Below are 14,328 nucleotides of genomic sequence, written 5' to 3'. Positions count from 1 at the left end.
GGCCGGGGGAATCATCCGACCCCAGAGCTCCCGCCCCCGTCAGGGGGCCGGAGCGATCGGCGTCTCCGGTGTCACGGGCGCGTCCGCGAACGGCATCCGGGCGGCCGCGTCGATCGGCGTCATGAACTCGTTCACGAGCGCGCGCACCCCGAGCGCGAACAGCGTCCACTCGCCGGTGGGCACATCGTCGTCTTCGGCCGCGTGGTAAACGGGGTGCTCGAGCCCCTCCATCGCGCGCACCGCGAAACCCTCGCCCATCGCCGCCATCGCCTCGGTGAAGTCCGTCACCGTCAGCGGGGTCTTCATCCGCAGCCCGTACGCCTCCATCAGGTAGGCGTAGAACTCCGCGAACGCGGCGATCGACTCGTGATGGCGCTGCCGGCTCGCCTCCTTCAGCTCGGGCCATGTGTCGGCGGTCGTCCGCAGCGCCAGCGCGATGAGGAACTGCTGCGCATCGACCGCGTCGGTGGGGTCGGTCACGTCGACGGCCGAGGTGCGCACGTGCGCCTCGGCGGCGGCGCGGATGATGTCGTCTCCCCGCGCGCCATCGGCGATCAGCTTGTCCACGGCGACGCGGGCGTAGTCCGCGGGGCTGCTCAGACGCAGCCGCACCATCGCGACCGCCAGGTCGCGCTGGTAGTCGTTCTGGTCCGCCCACAGCCGATACGCCGCCCCCGTCGTGAGCCCGGCGCGGCGCAGCACCTCCTGCAGCCGGATGTGCTGCACTCCCGCCGACACGCCGCGTTCGAGCAGCATCTGCATCCCGACGCGCAGCAGCAGCGCCCGTGTCTCGTCCCCCGTACGTCTCCCCATGAGAAGAAATCTACTCACAACACCGACACGGGCAACCGGTGCGCCCGCGGGGCGGTCTGGCACAATGGATGCCGGCGTGCCCGGACCGTCGGCTCTCTCAGCTCCACCGGGCCTCTGGACAGCGTCCGCCGCCCCGCCCGGGAATCACCGGATAGAGCGAGAAGCCAGGAGCGAGAAGATGTCCACACCCCCGTCGCTGAGTGAGCGCAGCGAGACGCGACCCGATGCCCCCGCGCGCATTCAGCAGCACCGCCGCTACCTGATGTGCCGGCCCGAGCACTTCACCGTCAGCTACCGGATCAACCCGTGGATGGAGCCGGCCAAGCCCACCGACACGGCGAAGGCGCTCGCGCAGTGGCAGACCCTCTACGACACCTACGTCGCGCTCGGCCACGAGGTCGAGCTCATCGACCCGGTGCCGGGTCTGCCCGACATGGTCTACACCGCCAACGGCGGATTCGTCATCGACGGGCGCGCCCTCGGGGTGCGGTTCCGCGTCGACGAGCGGCGCGGCGAGGAGCGGCCCTTCATGGACTGGTTCGCCGCCCACGGCTTCGAGGTCATCGAACCGGTCGAGGTGCAGGAGGGGGAGGGCGACTTCCTGCTCGTCGGAGACACCATCCTCGCCGGCACCGGATTCCGCTCGGTCGGCGACAGCCATCGAGAGGTGGCGGACGTGTTCGGCCGCGAGGTCGTCTCGCTGCGGCTGGTCGACCCGCGCTTCTACCACCTCGACACCGCGATCTCGGTGCTCGACCCGGTCGCGGGCCCCGGCGGCGTCGACCGGGCGAACATCGCCTACCTCCCCTCCGCGTTCGACGAGGCCTCGCGCCGCATCCTCGAGGAGCGCTACCCCGACGCGATCCGGGTGTCGGATGCTGACGGTGCCGTGTTCGGGCTGAACTCGGCATCCGACGGCTACAACGTCTTCATCTCGCCGCGCGCGACGGGCTTTGAAACCCAGCTGCGCGAACGCGGCTACCACCCCGTGCTCGTCGACCTGTCCGAGCTGCTGCTCGGCGGCGGCGGGATCAAGTGCTGCACGCTCGAACTGCGAGGAACGCGATGACCACCACCGCCACCGACGACGTCACGACCGAGATCATCGCGGCCGAAGACGCTCACGTCGCCCACAACTACCACCCGCTGCCGGTCGTGATCGCCCGCGGCGAGGGCGCGTGGGTGACCGACATCGAGGGCAAGCGCTACCTCGACCTGCTGTCGGCGTACTCGGCGCTGAACTTCGGGCACCGGCATCCCGCCCTCGTCGCCGCGGCGACCGAGCAGCTGGGCCGGCTGACCCTCACGAGCCGCGCGTTCCACAACGACCGGCTCGGATCGTTCGCGGCGGCGCTGGCGGAGCTGTGCGGCAAGGATCTCGTGCTGCCGATGAACACCGGCGCCGAGGCCGTCGAGACGGGCATCAAGGTCGCGCGCGCGTGGGCGTACCGCGTGAAGGGCGTCGCCACCGGCGCGGCGAAGATCGTCGTCGCCGACGGCAACTTCCACGGCCGCACGACGACGATCGTCGGCTTCAGCGACGACCCGCAGGCCCGCGACGGCTTCGGTCCGTTCACCCCCGGTTTCGTCTCGGTGCCGTACGGGGATGCCGCCGCGATCGAGGCTGCGATCGACGAGAACACCGCGGCCGTGCTCATCGAGCCGATCCAGGGCGAGGCGGGTGTCGTGATCCCGCCGGAGGGATACCTGCGGGCGATCCGGGAGATCTGCGACCGCCACCGCGTGCTCTTCATCGCCGACGAGATCCAGTCGGGCCTCGCGCGCGTCGGCACGACCTTCGCGTGCGATCGCGAAGGGGTCGTCCCCGACGTGTACCTGCTCGGCAAGGCGCTGGGCGGCGGCATCCTGCCCCTCTCGGCGGTCGTCGCGGACCGCGACGTGCTCGGGGTCATCCGCCCCGGCGAGCACGGCTCGACCTTCGGCGGAAATCCGCTGGCGGATGCCGTGGGCCTGCGCGTCGTCGAGATGCTGTCGTCGGGGGAGTTCCAGACCCGCGCGCAGGCGCTCGGCGATCACCTCGGCGCGAAGCTCGGCGAACTCGTCGGCCACGGGGTCACGACGGTGCGGATCGCGGGCCTGTGGGCCGGCGTCGACATCGACCCGGCGATCGGCACGGGGCGCGAGGTCGCCGAGAAACTCCTCGCCCGCGGCGTGCTGGTGAAGGACACGCACGGTCAGACGATCCGCATCGCGCCGCCGCTCGTGATCCGCGCGACCGAGCTCGACTGGGCCGTCGAGCAGCTGCGCCTCGTGCTCGCCGGCTGAGCCGAGCCGCCTTCGGCGCCGCGCCCTTGGCGCCGCTCGCCTGGCGCCGAGCCTCTGCCGCCGAGCGGGCCCCTTCTCGCCGAGTGTGCCCGGTGCAGCCCGTCCACAGTGGGCGCACTCGCGGATAATGGGCGCACTCGGCGCAAAGGCTCGGCACAGAGGCGTGGGGTGGCGCGGTGGGGGGCAGAGCGGGCGGGGCGCGGCATCCGTCATATTCACGAAACACGGCCCGGGCTAGGCTCGTGACATGGGTGACCTCTTCGACGGATACGGCTCGACGGCGACGCCGCGCAAGACCGCGTCGGGGGTGCCGGCATTCGACGAGATGTTCGCCGCGCCGGCGTCGTCCGGGTCGACCGCCCAGTCCCGTCCGGCGTACCGCGAGCTGTATCAGGCCCTCGCGAAGATGACGCAGGAAGAGCTGCGGGGACGCACCGAGTCGCTCGCCAGCTCGTACCTCGCGCAGGGCGTCACGTTCGACTTCGCGGGCGAGGAGCGTCCCTTCCCGCTCGACGCGGTGCCGCGCGTCATCGAGTACGACGAGTGGTCGCGCATCGAGAAGGGCGTGCAGCAGCGGGTGCGCGCGCTGGAGGCGTTCCTCGACGACGCCTACGGGCACCAGCACTGCGTCCGCGACGGCGTGCTGCCGGCCGCGCTGATCGCCTCGAGCCAGTACTTCTACCGGCAGGCGGCCGGCATCCACTCCGCCAACGGCGTGCGGATCCAGGTCGCCGGCATCGACCTCATCCGCGACGAGCACGGCGAGATGCGCGTGCTCGAGGACAACGTGCGCGTGCCCTCGGGGGTCAGCTACGTGATCTCCAACCGCCGGGTCATGGCCCAGACCCTGCCCGAACTGTTCGTCTCGATGCGCGTGCACCCGGTGGGGGACTACCCGAACAAGCTGCTGCAGGCGCTGCGGGCGTCGGCCCCGCCCGGCATCGACGACCCGAACGTCGTGGTGCTCACGCCCGGTGTCTACAACTCCGCGTACTTCGAGCACACGCTGCTGGCGCGCCTCATGGGCGTCGAGCTCGTCGAGGGGCGCGACCTGCAGTGCATGGGCGGCAAGGTGTTCATGCGCACCACCCGCGGCCCCAAGCGCGTCGACGTCATCTACCGCAGGGTCGACGACGACTTCCTGGACCCGCTGCAGTTCCGCGCCGACTCCATGCTCGGCGCCCCCGGCCTGATGCTCGCCGCGCGGCTGGGCAACGTCACGATCGCCAACGCCGTCGGCAACGGCGTCGCCGACGACAAGCTGCTGTACACGTACGTGCCCGACCTCATCCGGTACTACCTGTCGGAGGAGCCGATCCTGAAGAACGTCGACACCTGGCGGCTCGAGGAGCCCGAGGCGCTCGCAGAGGTGCTCGACCGCCTCCACGAGCTCGTCGTCAAGCCCGTCGACGGCTCGGGCGGCAAGGGGCTGGTCGTCGGACCCGACGCCTCGCCCGCCGAGCTCGAGAAGCTCCGCAAGAAGCTCATCCGCGACCCGCGCGGCTGGATCGCCCAGCCCGTCGTCATGCTCTCCACGATCCCGACGCTCGTCGAGGACGGGATGCGCCCGCGCCACGCGGACCTGCGCCCCTTCGCGGTGAACAACGGCGACGAGGTGTGGGTGCTGCCCGGCGGCCTCACGCGCGTCGCGCTGCCGGAGGGTCAGCTCGTCGTCAACTCGAGCCAGGGCGGCGGCTCGAAGGACACGTGGGTCGTCGGGGGCGAGGCGCCTCGCCGCCGCGACTACGCCGTGCAGACCTCGGGCGGGCTCGCCGGCCTCGTCGCCGACCAGGCCTCGGTGACCGAGGCGATCCCGATCATCTACGACCCGCAGGGCGAGCAGGCCCACTCCCCGCAGGACCGGCCGCTGACCACGCGCGAGCAGCAGGAGCAACAGCAGCAGGCGCAGGATGCCGCGGCATCCGCCACCGGCCCCGCGCCCTCGTTGCGCTGGTCGGCCCCGTCGCCCTCGTCGCCCCCGTCGCCCCCGTCGCCGAGAGAACAACGGGCCGCCGAGAGTATGGGTGATAACCGTTCCCTCGGCGCCCAGATGTTCTCTCGCGGGGAGGGGGGTGGCGGATCATGCTGAGCCGCATTGCGGAATCCTTGTTCTGGATCGGGCGCTACATCGAGCGTGCCGACGGCACCGCCCGCATCCTCGACGTGCACCTGCAGCTGCTGCTGGAGGACCCCTGGATCGACGAGGACACCGCGTGCCGCTCGCTCATGGGCGTCATGGGCACGTTCCCGCCGGCGGATGCCGGGGCGGTCACCCGCTCCGACGTGCTCACGAGCCTCGCGGTGGACCGCGCCAACCCGTCGAGCATCGCCTACGCCGTGCAGTCGGCCCGCGAGAACGCGCGGCGGGCACGCGAGATCGTCTCGACCGAGCTGTGGGAGACCCTCAACACCACCAACTCGCGCATGCCGCGGCGCCTGAACAACGAGAAGGTGCACGAGTTCTTCCAGTGGGTGCGGGAGCGCTCCGCGCTCGCCGTCGGCATCACCGACTTGTCCACGAGCCGTGACGAGACGTGGCAGTTCCTCACCCTCGGTCGCTCCATCGAGCGCACCGACATGACGGCGCGGCTGCTCGCGACACGGGCGCTGACGGAGGCATCCGGCCCCTCGTGGACCACCATCCTGCGCTCGTGCGGCGCCTACGAGGCGTACCTGCGGACCTACCGGGGCATGCCGAGCGCGTCGAACGCGGCGGAATTCCTGCTGCTGGACCGCCTGTTCCCCCGGTCGGTGATCCACTCGATCGCGCAAGCCGAGAACTGCATGAGCGCGATCGATCCCGTCGCCGACCGCGTCGGGCACTCGAACACCGTGCTGCGGGCGCTGGGACGCATCCGCAACGACCTGGAGTACCGGCCGATCACCGAGATCCTCAGTGAACTGCCCGAGCACATGGAGCGCGTGCAGAAGGTGACGCGTGAGGCGTCCGAGGCGATCCGCGGCCGCTTCTTCCCGACCCACGCCGAGCCGAGCTGGATCGGAGAGACCTCGTGAGACGACTGCGGATCGAGCACACCACGGGCTTCACCTATCAGGGAGCCGTCGGCGCGTCGTACAACGAAGCGCGGATGCTGCCGAGCTCCACCGACACGCAGTTCGTGCTGAGCTCGCAGCTCGACATCGAGCCGTCGACGAGCGTCAACTACTACGTGGACTACTTCGGCACCCGCGTGGCGGCCTTCGACGTGCTCGCCGGCCACGCGGCGCTGGAGATCACGGCGCGCTCGCTCGTGGAGGTGCGGCGGCGTCCGCTGGAGTTCTCCGACCTGACGTGGGATCGCCTGGCCGCCGCGAGCGCGCGCTCCATCGCCACCGTCGAGATGCTCGGCACCTCGCCGCGGACGGCGGCGCACCCCGAGGTCGCCGAGATCGCCCGCTCGATCGCAGCGCAGCACGACACCCCCGCGCGCGCCGCCCACACCATCGCGGTGGCGATCGGCGAGGCCGTCGAGTACGTCCACGGCATCACCGGCGTGCACTCGACCGCCGCCGAGGCGTGGACCGAGCGCAAGGGCGTCTGCCAGGACATCACGCACATCACCCTGGGCGCGCTGCGTGAGGTCGGCATCCCGGCCCGGTACGTGTCGGGCTACCTGCACCCCAACGACCACGCCGAGGTCGGTGCGCCCACGGTGGGCGAGTCGCACGCGTGGGTGGAGTGGTTCGCCGGCGACTGGCAGGGGTTCGACCCGACCAACGGCATCGAGATCGGCGACCGGCACGTGCTCGTCGGCCGCGGGCGCGACTACAACGACGTCCCGCCGCTGCGCGGCGTGTACGCCGGGCCGCACAAGGGCGACCTGCACGTGCAGGTGCTGATCACGCGCGAGGCGTAACCGGCGTCCGCCAGCCGCGGCGGGCGGCTCAGCGCTGATCCTGGAGGAGGATGCCGGTGAAGCCGGCGAGCACGAGCGGCGGGCCGAACTGCAGGGCCATCGTGAAGCCCATTGCGGTCGCGTCGTTGTCGGTCAGACCGTTTCGCACCTTACGCCCGCGGGCGTGGGGTCAGGCGGGCGGGGCGTCGGGGTCGAGGGTCGCCAGTGTGTCCTCCTCGGCCGGGTTGTCGGCTTCGAGCTGGTCTTCCGTGGTCTCGTCGCCGCCGAGCGGCGCGTCGGGTTCGGTGTCGTCTGGTCGCTGATCAGTCATGTGCCCACGGTAGGCCGCCGTCCGCGGCCGGGACAGGGGGTTGCGCCGGGTCGGATTCCGAGGAGATGACGGATGCCGAGGAGCTTTCTCCCCGGCAGCGTCCTCGGAATCCTGCCATCTCCTCGGAATCGTTCACCGCCGGGCGACCGCCCGTCGGGGGCCGCGGGTCGGGGGCCGCGGGTCGCGTCCGGGCGGGCGCAGCGTCAGTCGGGTTCCACGCGCGCGACGACGGCGCCCCGGGCGACCCGGTCGCCCACCGCGACGTCGATGCGCACCGTCCCGGCCACGGCGGCGCGCAGCACGTGCTCCATCTTCATAGCCTCCACGACGACGAGGGCGTCGCCGGGCTCGACGTGCGCGCCGTCGGATGCCGGGATCAGCACGACGGTCCCCGGCAACGGGGAGACGGCCTGCGGCGAGGCTGCGGCGTCCGCCTGCCGCTCCGAGCGCGTGATGCGCTCGCGGACGCAGACCGTGACGCCGCCGCCGGCCACCCACAGCGCCGCGCCGTCCTGGGCGGAGACCACCTCGCGCGACACGTCGCCGATGCGGACCACCGCTCGCCCGTCGCCGAGGGTCGTGATGGCGGCGGGCGCCGGCGCGCCCTCGTCGACGGCGACCCGGAGGGTGTCGCCGGCTCCGCCCACGCGCACCTCGGCGCGTCGGTCGCCGGATTCCAGGGCGTAGCGCCGCGGCGCGGGCGGCCCCAGCCGCCACCCGTCGCACCGCCGCCACGGGTCGCCGAGGCCGGGGGCGGACGCCGCGGCATCCTGCACGAGCGCCGCCTCGGCGAAGAGGCGATCGGACACGTCGGCGAACCGCAGCTCGTCGAACGCGCGCGCGATGAGACCCGTATCGAGGGCGCCGGCGGCGACATCGGGGTGCGCCAGCAGCAGTCGGAGGAACTCGATGTTGGTCTCGAACCCCAGTACGACGGTGTCGGCGAGCGCGGCCGACAGCCGCCGCAGCGCCGTGGCGCGGTCGGGACCCCACGAGATCACCTTCGCGAGCATCGGGTCGTAGTCCACGCCGACCTCGAGCCCGTCTTCGAGCGCGGAATCGACGCGGATGCGCCCGCCGACTCCCGCGCCACCGCCTCCCGCGCCGCCGCGCTCATCCGTCTCCGGGTGCACGACGCACAGCACGCGGCCCCCGGTCGGCAGGAAACCGGACCGCGGATCTTCGGCGTACACGCGCGCCTCGATGCTGTGACCGGTGAGTGTCACGTCGTCCTGCGTGAACGGCAGCGGGTCACCGGCGGCGACCTGCAGCTGCAGCGCCACGAGGTCGAGACCCGTGATCTCCTCGGTGACGGGATGCTCGACCTGCAGCCGCGTGTTCATCTCCATGAAGAAGAACTCCTCCGGCCGGTCGGCCGACACGATGAACTCGACGGTCCCCGCGCCGACGTAGCCGACGCTGCGCGCGGTCTCGCACGCCGCCGCCCCGAGGCGCTCGCGGATCGCCGCGCCCTCGGCGAGGTCCGACAGCAGCGGGGAGGGCGCCTCCTCGATGACTTTCTGGTGCCGGCGCTGCAGCGAGCACTCGCGCTCGCCGAGGTGCACGACGTGGCCGTGCGCGTCGGCGATGATCTGCACCTCGATGTGGCGGGGCGTCGCGACGTAGCGCTCCAGGAACAGGGCGTCGTCGCCGAAGGATGCCGCGGCCTCCCGCCGCGCCGCAGCGAGCACCTCGGTCAGCTCCGCCGCGTGGGTCACGACGTGCATGCCCTTGCCGCCGCCACCGGCGGAGGGCTTGATCAGCACCGGGAATCCGACGGCGCCCGCGCCCGCGCTCAGCTCGCCGTCCGACAGGCCCGGCCGGGCGAGGCCCGGGACGGTCGCGACGCCGCGGGCCTCCACCGCCGCGCGAGCGGCGATCTTGTCGCCCATCACTTCGATGGCCCGGGCGTCGGGGCCGATGAACACGATGCCGGCGTCGGCGCACGCGCGGGCGAAGGCGGCGTTCTCGGCGAGGAATCCGAAGCCCGGATGGATCGCCTGCGCGCCGGTGCGCCGTGCGGCCGCCAGAACGCGCTCGATCGACAGGTAGCTCTCGGCCGCGGCCGCCGGTCCCAGTCGGACGGCCTCGTCGGCCTCGCGAACGTGGCGGGCACCGGCATCCGCGTCGCTGTAGACGGCGACCGATCGGATGCCGAGACGGCGCAGCGTCCGGATGATGCGGACGGCGATCTCGCCGCGGTTGGCGATGAGGACCGTGTCGATCCGTTCGCGGGACAGGGGGTGCACCATCGCCGTCACATCCGGAAGACGCCGTAGGCCGGCGCCGGGTCGATCGGGGCGCGCACGACGACGTCGAGCGCGAGGCCGAGCACGTCGCGCGTCTCGGCGGGCTCGATGATCCCGTCGTCCCACAGACGCGACGTGGAGTAGTAGGGGCTGCCCTGCCGCTCGTACTGCTCGCGGATCGGCTGCTCGAAGGCGGTGCGCTCGTCGGCGGTCCAGGGGGTGCCGGCGGCGTCCAGCTGGTCGCCGCGCACGGTCGACAGCACCGACGCGGCCTGCGGTCCGCCCATGACCGACACGCGCGCGCCCGGCCAGATCCACAGGAACCGCGGGGAGTAGGCGCGACCGCACATGGAGTAGTTCCCGGCGCCGAACGAACCGCCCACGACGACCGTGAGCTTCGGCACGCGGGCGCACGCGACGGCGTTCACCATCTTCGCGCCGTGCTTGGCGATGCCGCCCTGTTCGTACTCCCGCCCGACCATGAATCCGGTGATGTTCTGCAGGAACACCAGGGGGATGCCGCGCTGATCGCAGAGCTCGATGAAGTGCGCGCCTTTCAGCGCCGACTCGGCGAACAGGACGCCGTTATTGGCGAGGATGCCGACGCGGTGACCGTGGATGCGGGCGAAGCCCGTCACGAGGGTCTCGCCGTACTCGCGCTTGAACTCGTGGAAGGCGGCGGCGTCGGCGATGCGGGCGATGATCTCCCGGGCGTCGTACGGCGTCGTCAGCTCGACCGGCACGACGTCGACGAGGGTCGCGGGGTCGGCGGCGGGCGGCACGGCGCGCACCGGTCGCTCCAGCGGCGGCACCGGCTGCGGGGTGTCCGGGAGCGTCGCGACGATGTCGCGGACGATCCGCAGCGCGTCGGCGTCGTCGTCGGCGAGGTGGTCGACGACGCCGGAGATGCGGGCGTGGGTGAGTCCGCCGCCGAGATCCTCGGCGGTGACCTCTTCGCCCGTCGCCGCTTTCACCAGGGGCGGCCCGCCGAGGAAGATCGTGCCCTGGTTCCGCACGATGACCGTCTCGTCGCTCATCGCCGGGACGTACGCGCCGCCGGCGGTGGAGGAGCCCATGACCGCGGCGATCTGCGGGATGCCGTCGCGGGACAGTCGCGCCTGGTTGTAGAAGATGCGGCCGAAGTGGTCGCGGTCGGGGAACACTTCGTCCTGCAGCGGCAGGAACGCTCCGCCGGAGTCGACGAGGTACACGCAGGGGAGGCGGTTCTCGGCGGCGATCTCCTGTGCGCGCAGGTGCTTCTTCACGGTGAGCGGATGGTAGGTGCCGCCCTTCACGGTCGCGTCGTTGGCGACGACCATCACGTGCCGGCCCTGCACGAGGCCGATGCCCGCGACGACGCCCGCCGCCGGCCACGCGTCCTCGAGATCGCACGCCGCCAGAGGCGCGATCTCGAGGAACGGCGAGCCGCGGTCCAGGAGCGCATCGACGCGGTCGCGGGCGAGCATCTTGCCGCGCTCGAGGTGCCGGCGGCGGGATGCCTCGGGGCCCCCCGCTGCGGCCTCGGCGCGGCGGGCGCGCAGGTCGTCGATCAGGGCGGCGTATCCGGACGTCGTCGTCTCGGCCATCGGGCATCCTCGATTTGGTTAGGAATCATTAACTGAAGAGAGCGTATCCTCGCCGCCCCCGCGCGTCCACCGCCCCGGTGCCACACCGCGCGCCGCGCACGGGACAGAATGGGGGAGATGAGTGTCACCCCCGAGCAGCCGGCGTCGTATTGGTACGTCGAAGACGACGCGCGCTCCACGTCGGTCATGGAGGCGATGCGGTCCTACCGGGCGGCGGAGGTCGCGATGCGCCGCCGGACCCAGCAGGCGATGGACATGGGGGAGAACGAGCTCCTCGTGCTGCGCTTCCTCGCGCGAGCGCGCCTGCGCGGCGAGTCCGTCACGCCCGTCGCACTCAGCCGGTACCTCGGCATCACGTCGGCCTCGACGACCGCCCTCCTCGACCGGCTCGAGCGGTCGGGGCACGTCAGTCGCGGCCCCAACCCGACCGACCGGCGCAGCGTCCTGGTCACCTTGAGCGAGAAGTCGGACGACGAGATCCGGCATACCCTGTCCGCGATGCACGAGCGCATGATGGCGATCGTCCGCGGCATGGACCCGGATCAGCGCGCCACCGTGATCGGCTTCCTGGACGCGATGCGCGACGCGGTAGACCAGATCGACGCCTAGCGTCGATCTGGTCGGGGTGAAGGCGCTTCAGATCGACGCGTGACGCGGCTGCGGAGCGGCGCGCAGCGCGTCAGCCGGCCGCGACGTTGTCGGCGGCGGCGGCGACCTCGTCGAGGAAGGTGAGGATGCAGTCGCGGCCGTGGGCGTCGAGGCCCCCCGCGATCGCGGCGACACGGTCCGCGAAGGCGTCGACCAGATCGGCGACCGCCGTCTCGGCGTGCGCGGTCGGAGCGATGAGGATGCTGCGCCGGTCGGTGGGATGACTGACGCGTTCGACGCGCCCCTGCTTCTCGAGGCGGTCGAGGAGCGCCGTCGTCGATGCTGAGCTGATGCCGAGGTGGCGGGAGAGCTCGCTCGGGCGCACGACCGCCCCTTCGCGCCGACGCAGCAGCAGATACTGCAGCATGCGGAGCTCGTTGTCCCCGAGCGCAGAGGTCTCCCGGACGCGGAGGTGCATCGCCGCGTCGGCCGCGCGGAAGCGCTCGAGAGCGTCGAGCACGTCGTCCTTCGTCACCATGTTTTCGTCCATGGCGTTGTGACCCCCGATCGCACGTGAACAATATATCTCCCCACAAGGATAACTCGAAACATGTCTCGCTTGACTAACTACTTACCGACGGAATAACCTTTCGACGAACCGACCGTGATCATCACGGCGACCATATGAGGAGTCGACATGGGAAACCTGTACTACGGGAACAGCGCCGAGCCGATCACCGTTCCGGACGTCGAGCTGGCCCATCTGAAGATGGTGGCGACGACGAAGCTCCGCCGCTCCGAAGGCTTCAGCATCTCGTTCTCGTCGGCGCGCACCGGCCGATCCACGCTGTGGGTGCACTGCGCGATCCCGCTGCGCTTCGACTTCGACTCCGCCGAGCCGGTGAAGCTCGACCCGGCCTACGTCAACCAGCTCGCCCAGGACGCGACGTCGGCGATGGGGATCGTCATCGACCTCGACGCGTCGCGCATGGCGAAGCGGGAACTGGCGGCGGTCGCATGAGCGCCATCCTGAACGCGCCGGCGACGATTCCCGCTCCGACCCGCACGACGGGCGGCCGCGTGACGTGGATCCACGTCGAATCGGGCTTCCACGTGGCATCCTGTGCGGGAGAATACGTCGGATTCGCCGAGCGCACGCCGGACGGGCACTTCGTGGGATTCGACGCCCGGTCCACGCCGGTCGGCCGTTACGCCGACCTCGGCGAGGCGAAGGACGCCGTCGTCAGTGCGCGCAGGCACGCGATGACCGAATCCAAGTCGCCTCGCGTGCAGGCGGCGCTGCACACCGCCGCGGCGGCAACGGGGCTCGTCGCCCTGGGAACGCTCGCGACCGCCGTCGCGACGCTGCCCGGCTTCTGAGCAGGCGGCCACGACAGCGGCGGATCAGGCCTTCGCGGCCATGGCCTCGTCGGTGCGCACCTGCAGATAGTCGCAGAGTCCCGCGACGACGAGGAGGTCTTCACTCAGCTGCGCCACGCCCGCGGCGTCCATGTCGAATCCCTCGGTGCGGGGCTCGAACGTCACGAGCCAGTGCGGGCCCGTCTCGTCGACACCGGCCTGGATGTACGTGATCGTGGAGACGTTTCGCAGCGCGACGACGACCATGCCGGATTCGGGACCGGGGGTGAAGTCCTTCTCGAGGACCGTGACGGAACCGGTGCGCTCAGGGTGCTGGGCGAGGTAGTCGTCCACCCAGCCCTGGACGGTGGCCTTGTTGCGGTACGGCATCGAACCTCGGATCCTCCCCGGGAGCGTCCCGGGATTCTTCGCGCCGAACGGCACTACTCCAGTATGCGGGATGTGTGAACCGATTCCGGCTGATTCCCGCGGCGCCCGTGAATGTGCTACGCCGCGGGCGCGGGCCGCAGCACCGCGCTCAGGAGTGCCCCCATCGCCGCGACCGGATCCGTGCCGTCGGCGAGCCAGCGGATCTGGATACCCTCCCAGCCCGTCACCACGAGTCCCGCGAGCTCGAGGGGGTCGCCGTAGGTCGTGAGCCGGCCGGCAGCGACGTCGTGCGCGATGAGCGCGGAGTACGTCGCGGTCACCGACGCGTAGCGGTTCTGCAGCCAGTCGTGGGCCTCGTGGCCGGGGTACGTCGCCTCCGCCGAGACGATCGAGAACATCCGAGCCCGTGGCATCCATGATGTCGATGCACTCGAGGTGGTGATCGATCGCCTTCTGGCGGATCGCCGCATCGTGGTGCGTGAGGGCGCCGAACTTGTAGTCCTCGTCCTGGAAGGTGTTGGAGTTGATCGTGCCGAGGGTGACGCCGAGGTCTTCGGCGTGGCGGCGCAGCGCGCTGTAGTCGTCGACCTTGTCCCACGGGATGTGCAGCGCGACGCTCGGGGCGAGGCCTCCCAGCGTGCGGCGACCTCGGAGGACGCCAGATACGCCTGCGCGGCCGCGTCGTCGTCGGTCTCGTAGTATCCGAACAGGGTCGCCGTGGATCGGTCGAGGAAGATCGAGGAGTTGCGGCGGCCGGACGCCGCGATCTCAGCGAGCATCTCGGGCCAGACGGGACTGTGCCGGGCGATGTACTCGTCGATGAGCTCGGGGCGCACCGTCAGCGAGAAGGCGACGCGTGCCATGACTGTCCTTCCAGTGGTGAATCGTTT

General features: G+C 71.2%; 15 protein-coding genes and 2 pseudogenes. 8 read left to right on the top strand and 9 right to left on the bottom strand.

The window, feature by feature from the left end; genetic code table 11:
- Window positions 1-39: 39 nt before the first annotated feature.
- Window positions 40-813, bottom strand: coding sequence for a hypothetical protein (locus ACPYN4_RS07015; RefSeq protein WP_424445983.1), 774 nt, complete (start codon window positions 811-813; stop codon window positions 40-42).
- A gap of 178 nt (window positions 814-991) precedes the next feature.
- Between ACPYN4_RS07015 and ddaH the strand changes: the two genes are divergently transcribed.
- The 5 genes from ddaH (at window position 992) to ACPYN4_RS06990 (ending at window position 6,956) form a co-directional block, all read left to right on the top strand.
- A complete protein-coding gene (gene ddaH, locus ACPYN4_RS07010) occupies window positions 992-1,882 on the top strand; it encodes a dimethylargininase (protein ID WP_281652539.1) in 891 nt (296 codons plus the stop codon).
- Complete coding sequence (gene rocD, locus ACPYN4_RS07005; RefSeq protein WP_281652540.1) at window positions 1,879-3,099, top strand: ornithine--oxo-acid transaminase; 1,221 nt, start codon at window positions 1,879-1,881, stop codon at window positions 3,097-3,099. The genes ddaH and rocD overlap by 4 nt, the downstream gene beginning before the upstream one ends.
- Before the next feature lie 247 nt (window positions 3,100-3,346).
- Complete coding sequence (locus ACPYN4_RS07000) at window positions 3,347-5,188, top strand: circularly permuted type 2 ATP-grasp protein (protein WP_424445982.1); 1,842 nt, start codon at window positions 3,347-3,349, stop codon at window positions 5,186-5,188.
- A complete protein-coding gene (locus ACPYN4_RS06995; protein ID WP_315549635.1) occupies window positions 5,182-6,114 on the top strand; it encodes an alpha-E domain-containing protein in 933 nt (310 codons plus the stop codon). Before ACPYN4_RS07000 ends, ACPYN4_RS06995 begins: the two co-directional genes overlap by 7 nt.
- The gene (locus ACPYN4_RS06990) at window positions 6,111-6,956 is read left to right on the top strand and encodes a transglutaminase family protein (protein WP_239282000.1); all 846 of its coding nucleotides are present in this window, start codon (window positions 6,111-6,113) and stop codon (window positions 6,954-6,956) included. The genes ACPYN4_RS06995 and ACPYN4_RS06990 overlap by 4 nt, the downstream gene beginning before the upstream one ends.
- Window positions 6,957-7,125: 169 nt before the next feature.
- Here ACPYN4_RS06990 and ACPYN4_RS06985 read toward each other — a convergent pair whose 3' ends face one another.
- The 3 genes from ACPYN4_RS06985 to ACPYN4_RS06975 form a co-directional block, all read right to left on the bottom strand.
- Window positions 7,126-7,266: a hypothetical protein gene (locus ACPYN4_RS06985; protein ID WP_198159113.1), complete on the bottom strand. Its 141-nt coding sequence runs from the start codon at window positions 7,264-7,266 to the stop codon at window positions 7,126-7,128.
- A 203-nt stretch (window positions 7,267-7,469) separates the two neighbouring features.
- Window positions 7,470-9,518 (bottom strand): biotin carboxylase N-terminal domain-containing protein, encoded by a 2,049-nt coding sequence (locus ACPYN4_RS06980; protein WP_424445981.1) that lies wholly within the window; start codon window positions 9,516-9,518, stop codon window positions 7,470-7,472.
- Between the two features lie 5 nt (window positions 9,519-9,523).
- Window positions 9,524-11,101, bottom strand: coding sequence for a carboxyl transferase domain-containing protein (locus tag ACPYN4_RS06975; protein WP_424445980.1), 1,578 nt, complete (start codon window positions 11,099-11,101; stop codon window positions 9,524-9,526).
- 117 nt (window positions 11,102-11,218) lie between these two features.
- On the opposite strand from ACPYN4_RS06975, the gene ACPYN4_RS06970 reads away from it, so the two are divergent.
- A complete protein-coding gene (locus ACPYN4_RS06970; RefSeq protein ID WP_424445979.1) occupies window positions 11,219-11,710 on the top strand; it encodes a MarR family winged helix-turn-helix transcriptional regulator in 492 nt (163 codons plus the stop codon).
- 70 nt (window positions 11,711-11,780) lie between these two features.
- On the opposite strand, the gene ACPYN4_RS06965 is transcribed toward ACPYN4_RS06970, so the two are convergent.
- Window positions 11,781-12,239, bottom strand: coding sequence for a MarR family winged helix-turn-helix transcriptional regulator (locus ACPYN4_RS06965; RefSeq protein WP_424445978.1), 459 nt, complete (start codon window positions 12,237-12,239; stop codon window positions 11,781-11,783).
- Window positions 12,240-12,386: 147 nt separating this feature from the next.
- Between ACPYN4_RS06965 and ACPYN4_RS06960 the strand changes: the two genes are divergently transcribed.
- Together ACPYN4_RS06960 and ACPYN4_RS06955 are read left to right on the top strand one after the other, a co-directional pair.
- On the top strand, window positions 12,387-12,710 hold the full coding sequence (locus ACPYN4_RS06960) for an RNA polymerase subunit sigma (protein ID WP_239281993.1): 324 nt from the start codon (window positions 12,387-12,389) through the stop codon (window positions 12,708-12,710).
- Window positions 12,707-13,069, top strand: a complete 363-nt coding sequence (locus ACPYN4_RS06955) for a peptide ABC transporter permease (RefSeq protein WP_239281992.1) — start codon at window positions 12,707-12,709, stop codon at window positions 13,067-13,069. The genes ACPYN4_RS06960 and ACPYN4_RS06955 overlap by 4 nt, the downstream gene beginning before the upstream one ends.
- 24 nt (window positions 13,070-13,093) lie before the next feature.
- On the opposite strand, the gene ACPYN4_RS06950 is transcribed toward ACPYN4_RS06955, so the two are convergent.
- The 4 genes and pseudogenes from ACPYN4_RS06950 to ACPYN4_RS06935 form a co-directional block, all read right to left on the bottom strand.
- Window positions 13,094-13,438, bottom strand: coding sequence for a protein-L-isoaspartate carboxylmethyltransferase (locus tag ACPYN4_RS06950; RefSeq protein ID WP_239281990.1), 345 nt, complete (start codon window positions 13,436-13,438; stop codon window positions 13,094-13,096).
- 116 nt (window positions 13,439-13,554) lie between these two features.
- On the bottom strand, window positions 13,555-13,851 hold the full coding sequence (locus ACPYN4_RS06945; RefSeq protein ID WP_239282024.1) for a hypothetical protein: 297 nt from the start codon (window positions 13,849-13,851) through the stop codon (window positions 13,555-13,557).
- Window positions 13,838-14,065: pseudogene (locus tag ACPYN4_RS06940) on the bottom strand (L-rhamnose isomerase); the annotation flags it as partial. The pseudogene ACPYN4_RS06940 and the gene ACPYN4_RS06945, both read right to left, overlap by 14 nt.
- A 56-nt stretch (window positions 14,066-14,121) precedes the next feature.
- A pseudogene (locus ACPYN4_RS06935) lies at window positions 14,122-14,301 on the bottom strand (L-rhamnose mutarotase); the annotation flags it as partial.
- Window positions 14,302-14,328 lie beyond the last annotated feature (27 nt).

Origin of the sequence: Microbacterium sp. CH-015, from assembly GCF_049707015.1 — a bacterium.
Lineage (GTDB): Bacteria > Actinomycetota > Actinomycetes > Actinomycetales > Microbacteriaceae > Microbacterium > Microbacterium aurum.
The sequence above is the reverse complement of the archived record's forward strand: the minus strand, read 5'-3'. Positions and strand labels throughout refer to the sequence as shown.

Bases quoted from the DNA above. Each gene is read 5' to 3' on its own strand.
- ACPYN4_RS07000 (WP_424445982.1), top strand. From the start codon at position 3,347: ATGGGTGACCTCTTCGACGGATACGGCTCGACGGCGACGCCGCGCAAG.
- ACPYN4_RS06980 (WP_424445981.1), bottom strand. From the start codon at position 9,518: ATGGTGCACCCCCTGTCCCGCGAACGGATCGACACGGTCCTCATCGCC.
- ACPYN4_RS07015 (WP_424445983.1), bottom strand. From the start codon at position 813: ATGGGGAGACGTACGGGGGACGAGACACGGGCGCTGCTGCTGCGCGTC.
- ACPYN4_RS06955 (WP_239281992.1), top strand. From the start codon at position 12,707: ATGAGCGCCATCCTGAACGCGCCGGCGACGATTCCCGCTCCGACCCGC.
- rocD (WP_281652540.1), top strand. From the start codon at position 1,879: ATGACCACCACCGCCACCGACGACGTCACGACCGAGATCATCGCGGCC.
- ACPYN4_RS06970 (WP_424445979.1), top strand. From the start codon at position 11,219: ATGAGTGTCACCCCCGAGCAGCCGGCGTCGTATTGGTACGTCGAAGAC.
- ACPYN4_RS06975 (WP_424445980.1), bottom strand. From the start codon at position 11,101: ATGGCCGAGACGACGACGTCCGGATACGCCGCCCTGATCGACGACCTG.
- ACPYN4_RS06995 (WP_315549635.1), top strand. From the start codon at position 5,182: ATGCTGAGCCGCATTGCGGAATCCTTGTTCTGGATCGGGCGCTACATC.
- ACPYN4_RS06950 (WP_239281990.1), bottom strand. From the start codon at position 13,438: ATGCCGTACCGCAACAAGGCCACCGTCCAGGGCTGGGTGGACGACTAC.
- ACPYN4_RS06985 (WP_198159113.1), bottom strand. From the start codon at position 7,266: ATGACTGATCAGCGACCAGACGACACCGAACCCGACGCGCCGCTCGGC.
- ACPYN4_RS06965 (WP_424445978.1), bottom strand. From the start codon at position 12,239: ATGGACGAAAACATGGTGACGAAGGACGACGTGCTCGACGCTCTCGAG.
- ACPYN4_RS06960 (WP_239281993.1), top strand. From the start codon at position 12,387: ATGGGAAACCTGTACTACGGGAACAGCGCCGAGCCGATCACCGTTCCG.
- ACPYN4_RS06945 (WP_239282024.1), bottom strand. From the start codon at position 13,851: ATGCCACGGGCTCGGATGTTCTCGATCGTCTCGGCGGAGGCGACGTAC.
- ddaH (WP_281652539.1), top strand. From the start codon at position 992: ATGTCCACACCCCCGTCGCTGAGTGAGCGCAGCGAGACGCGACCCGAT.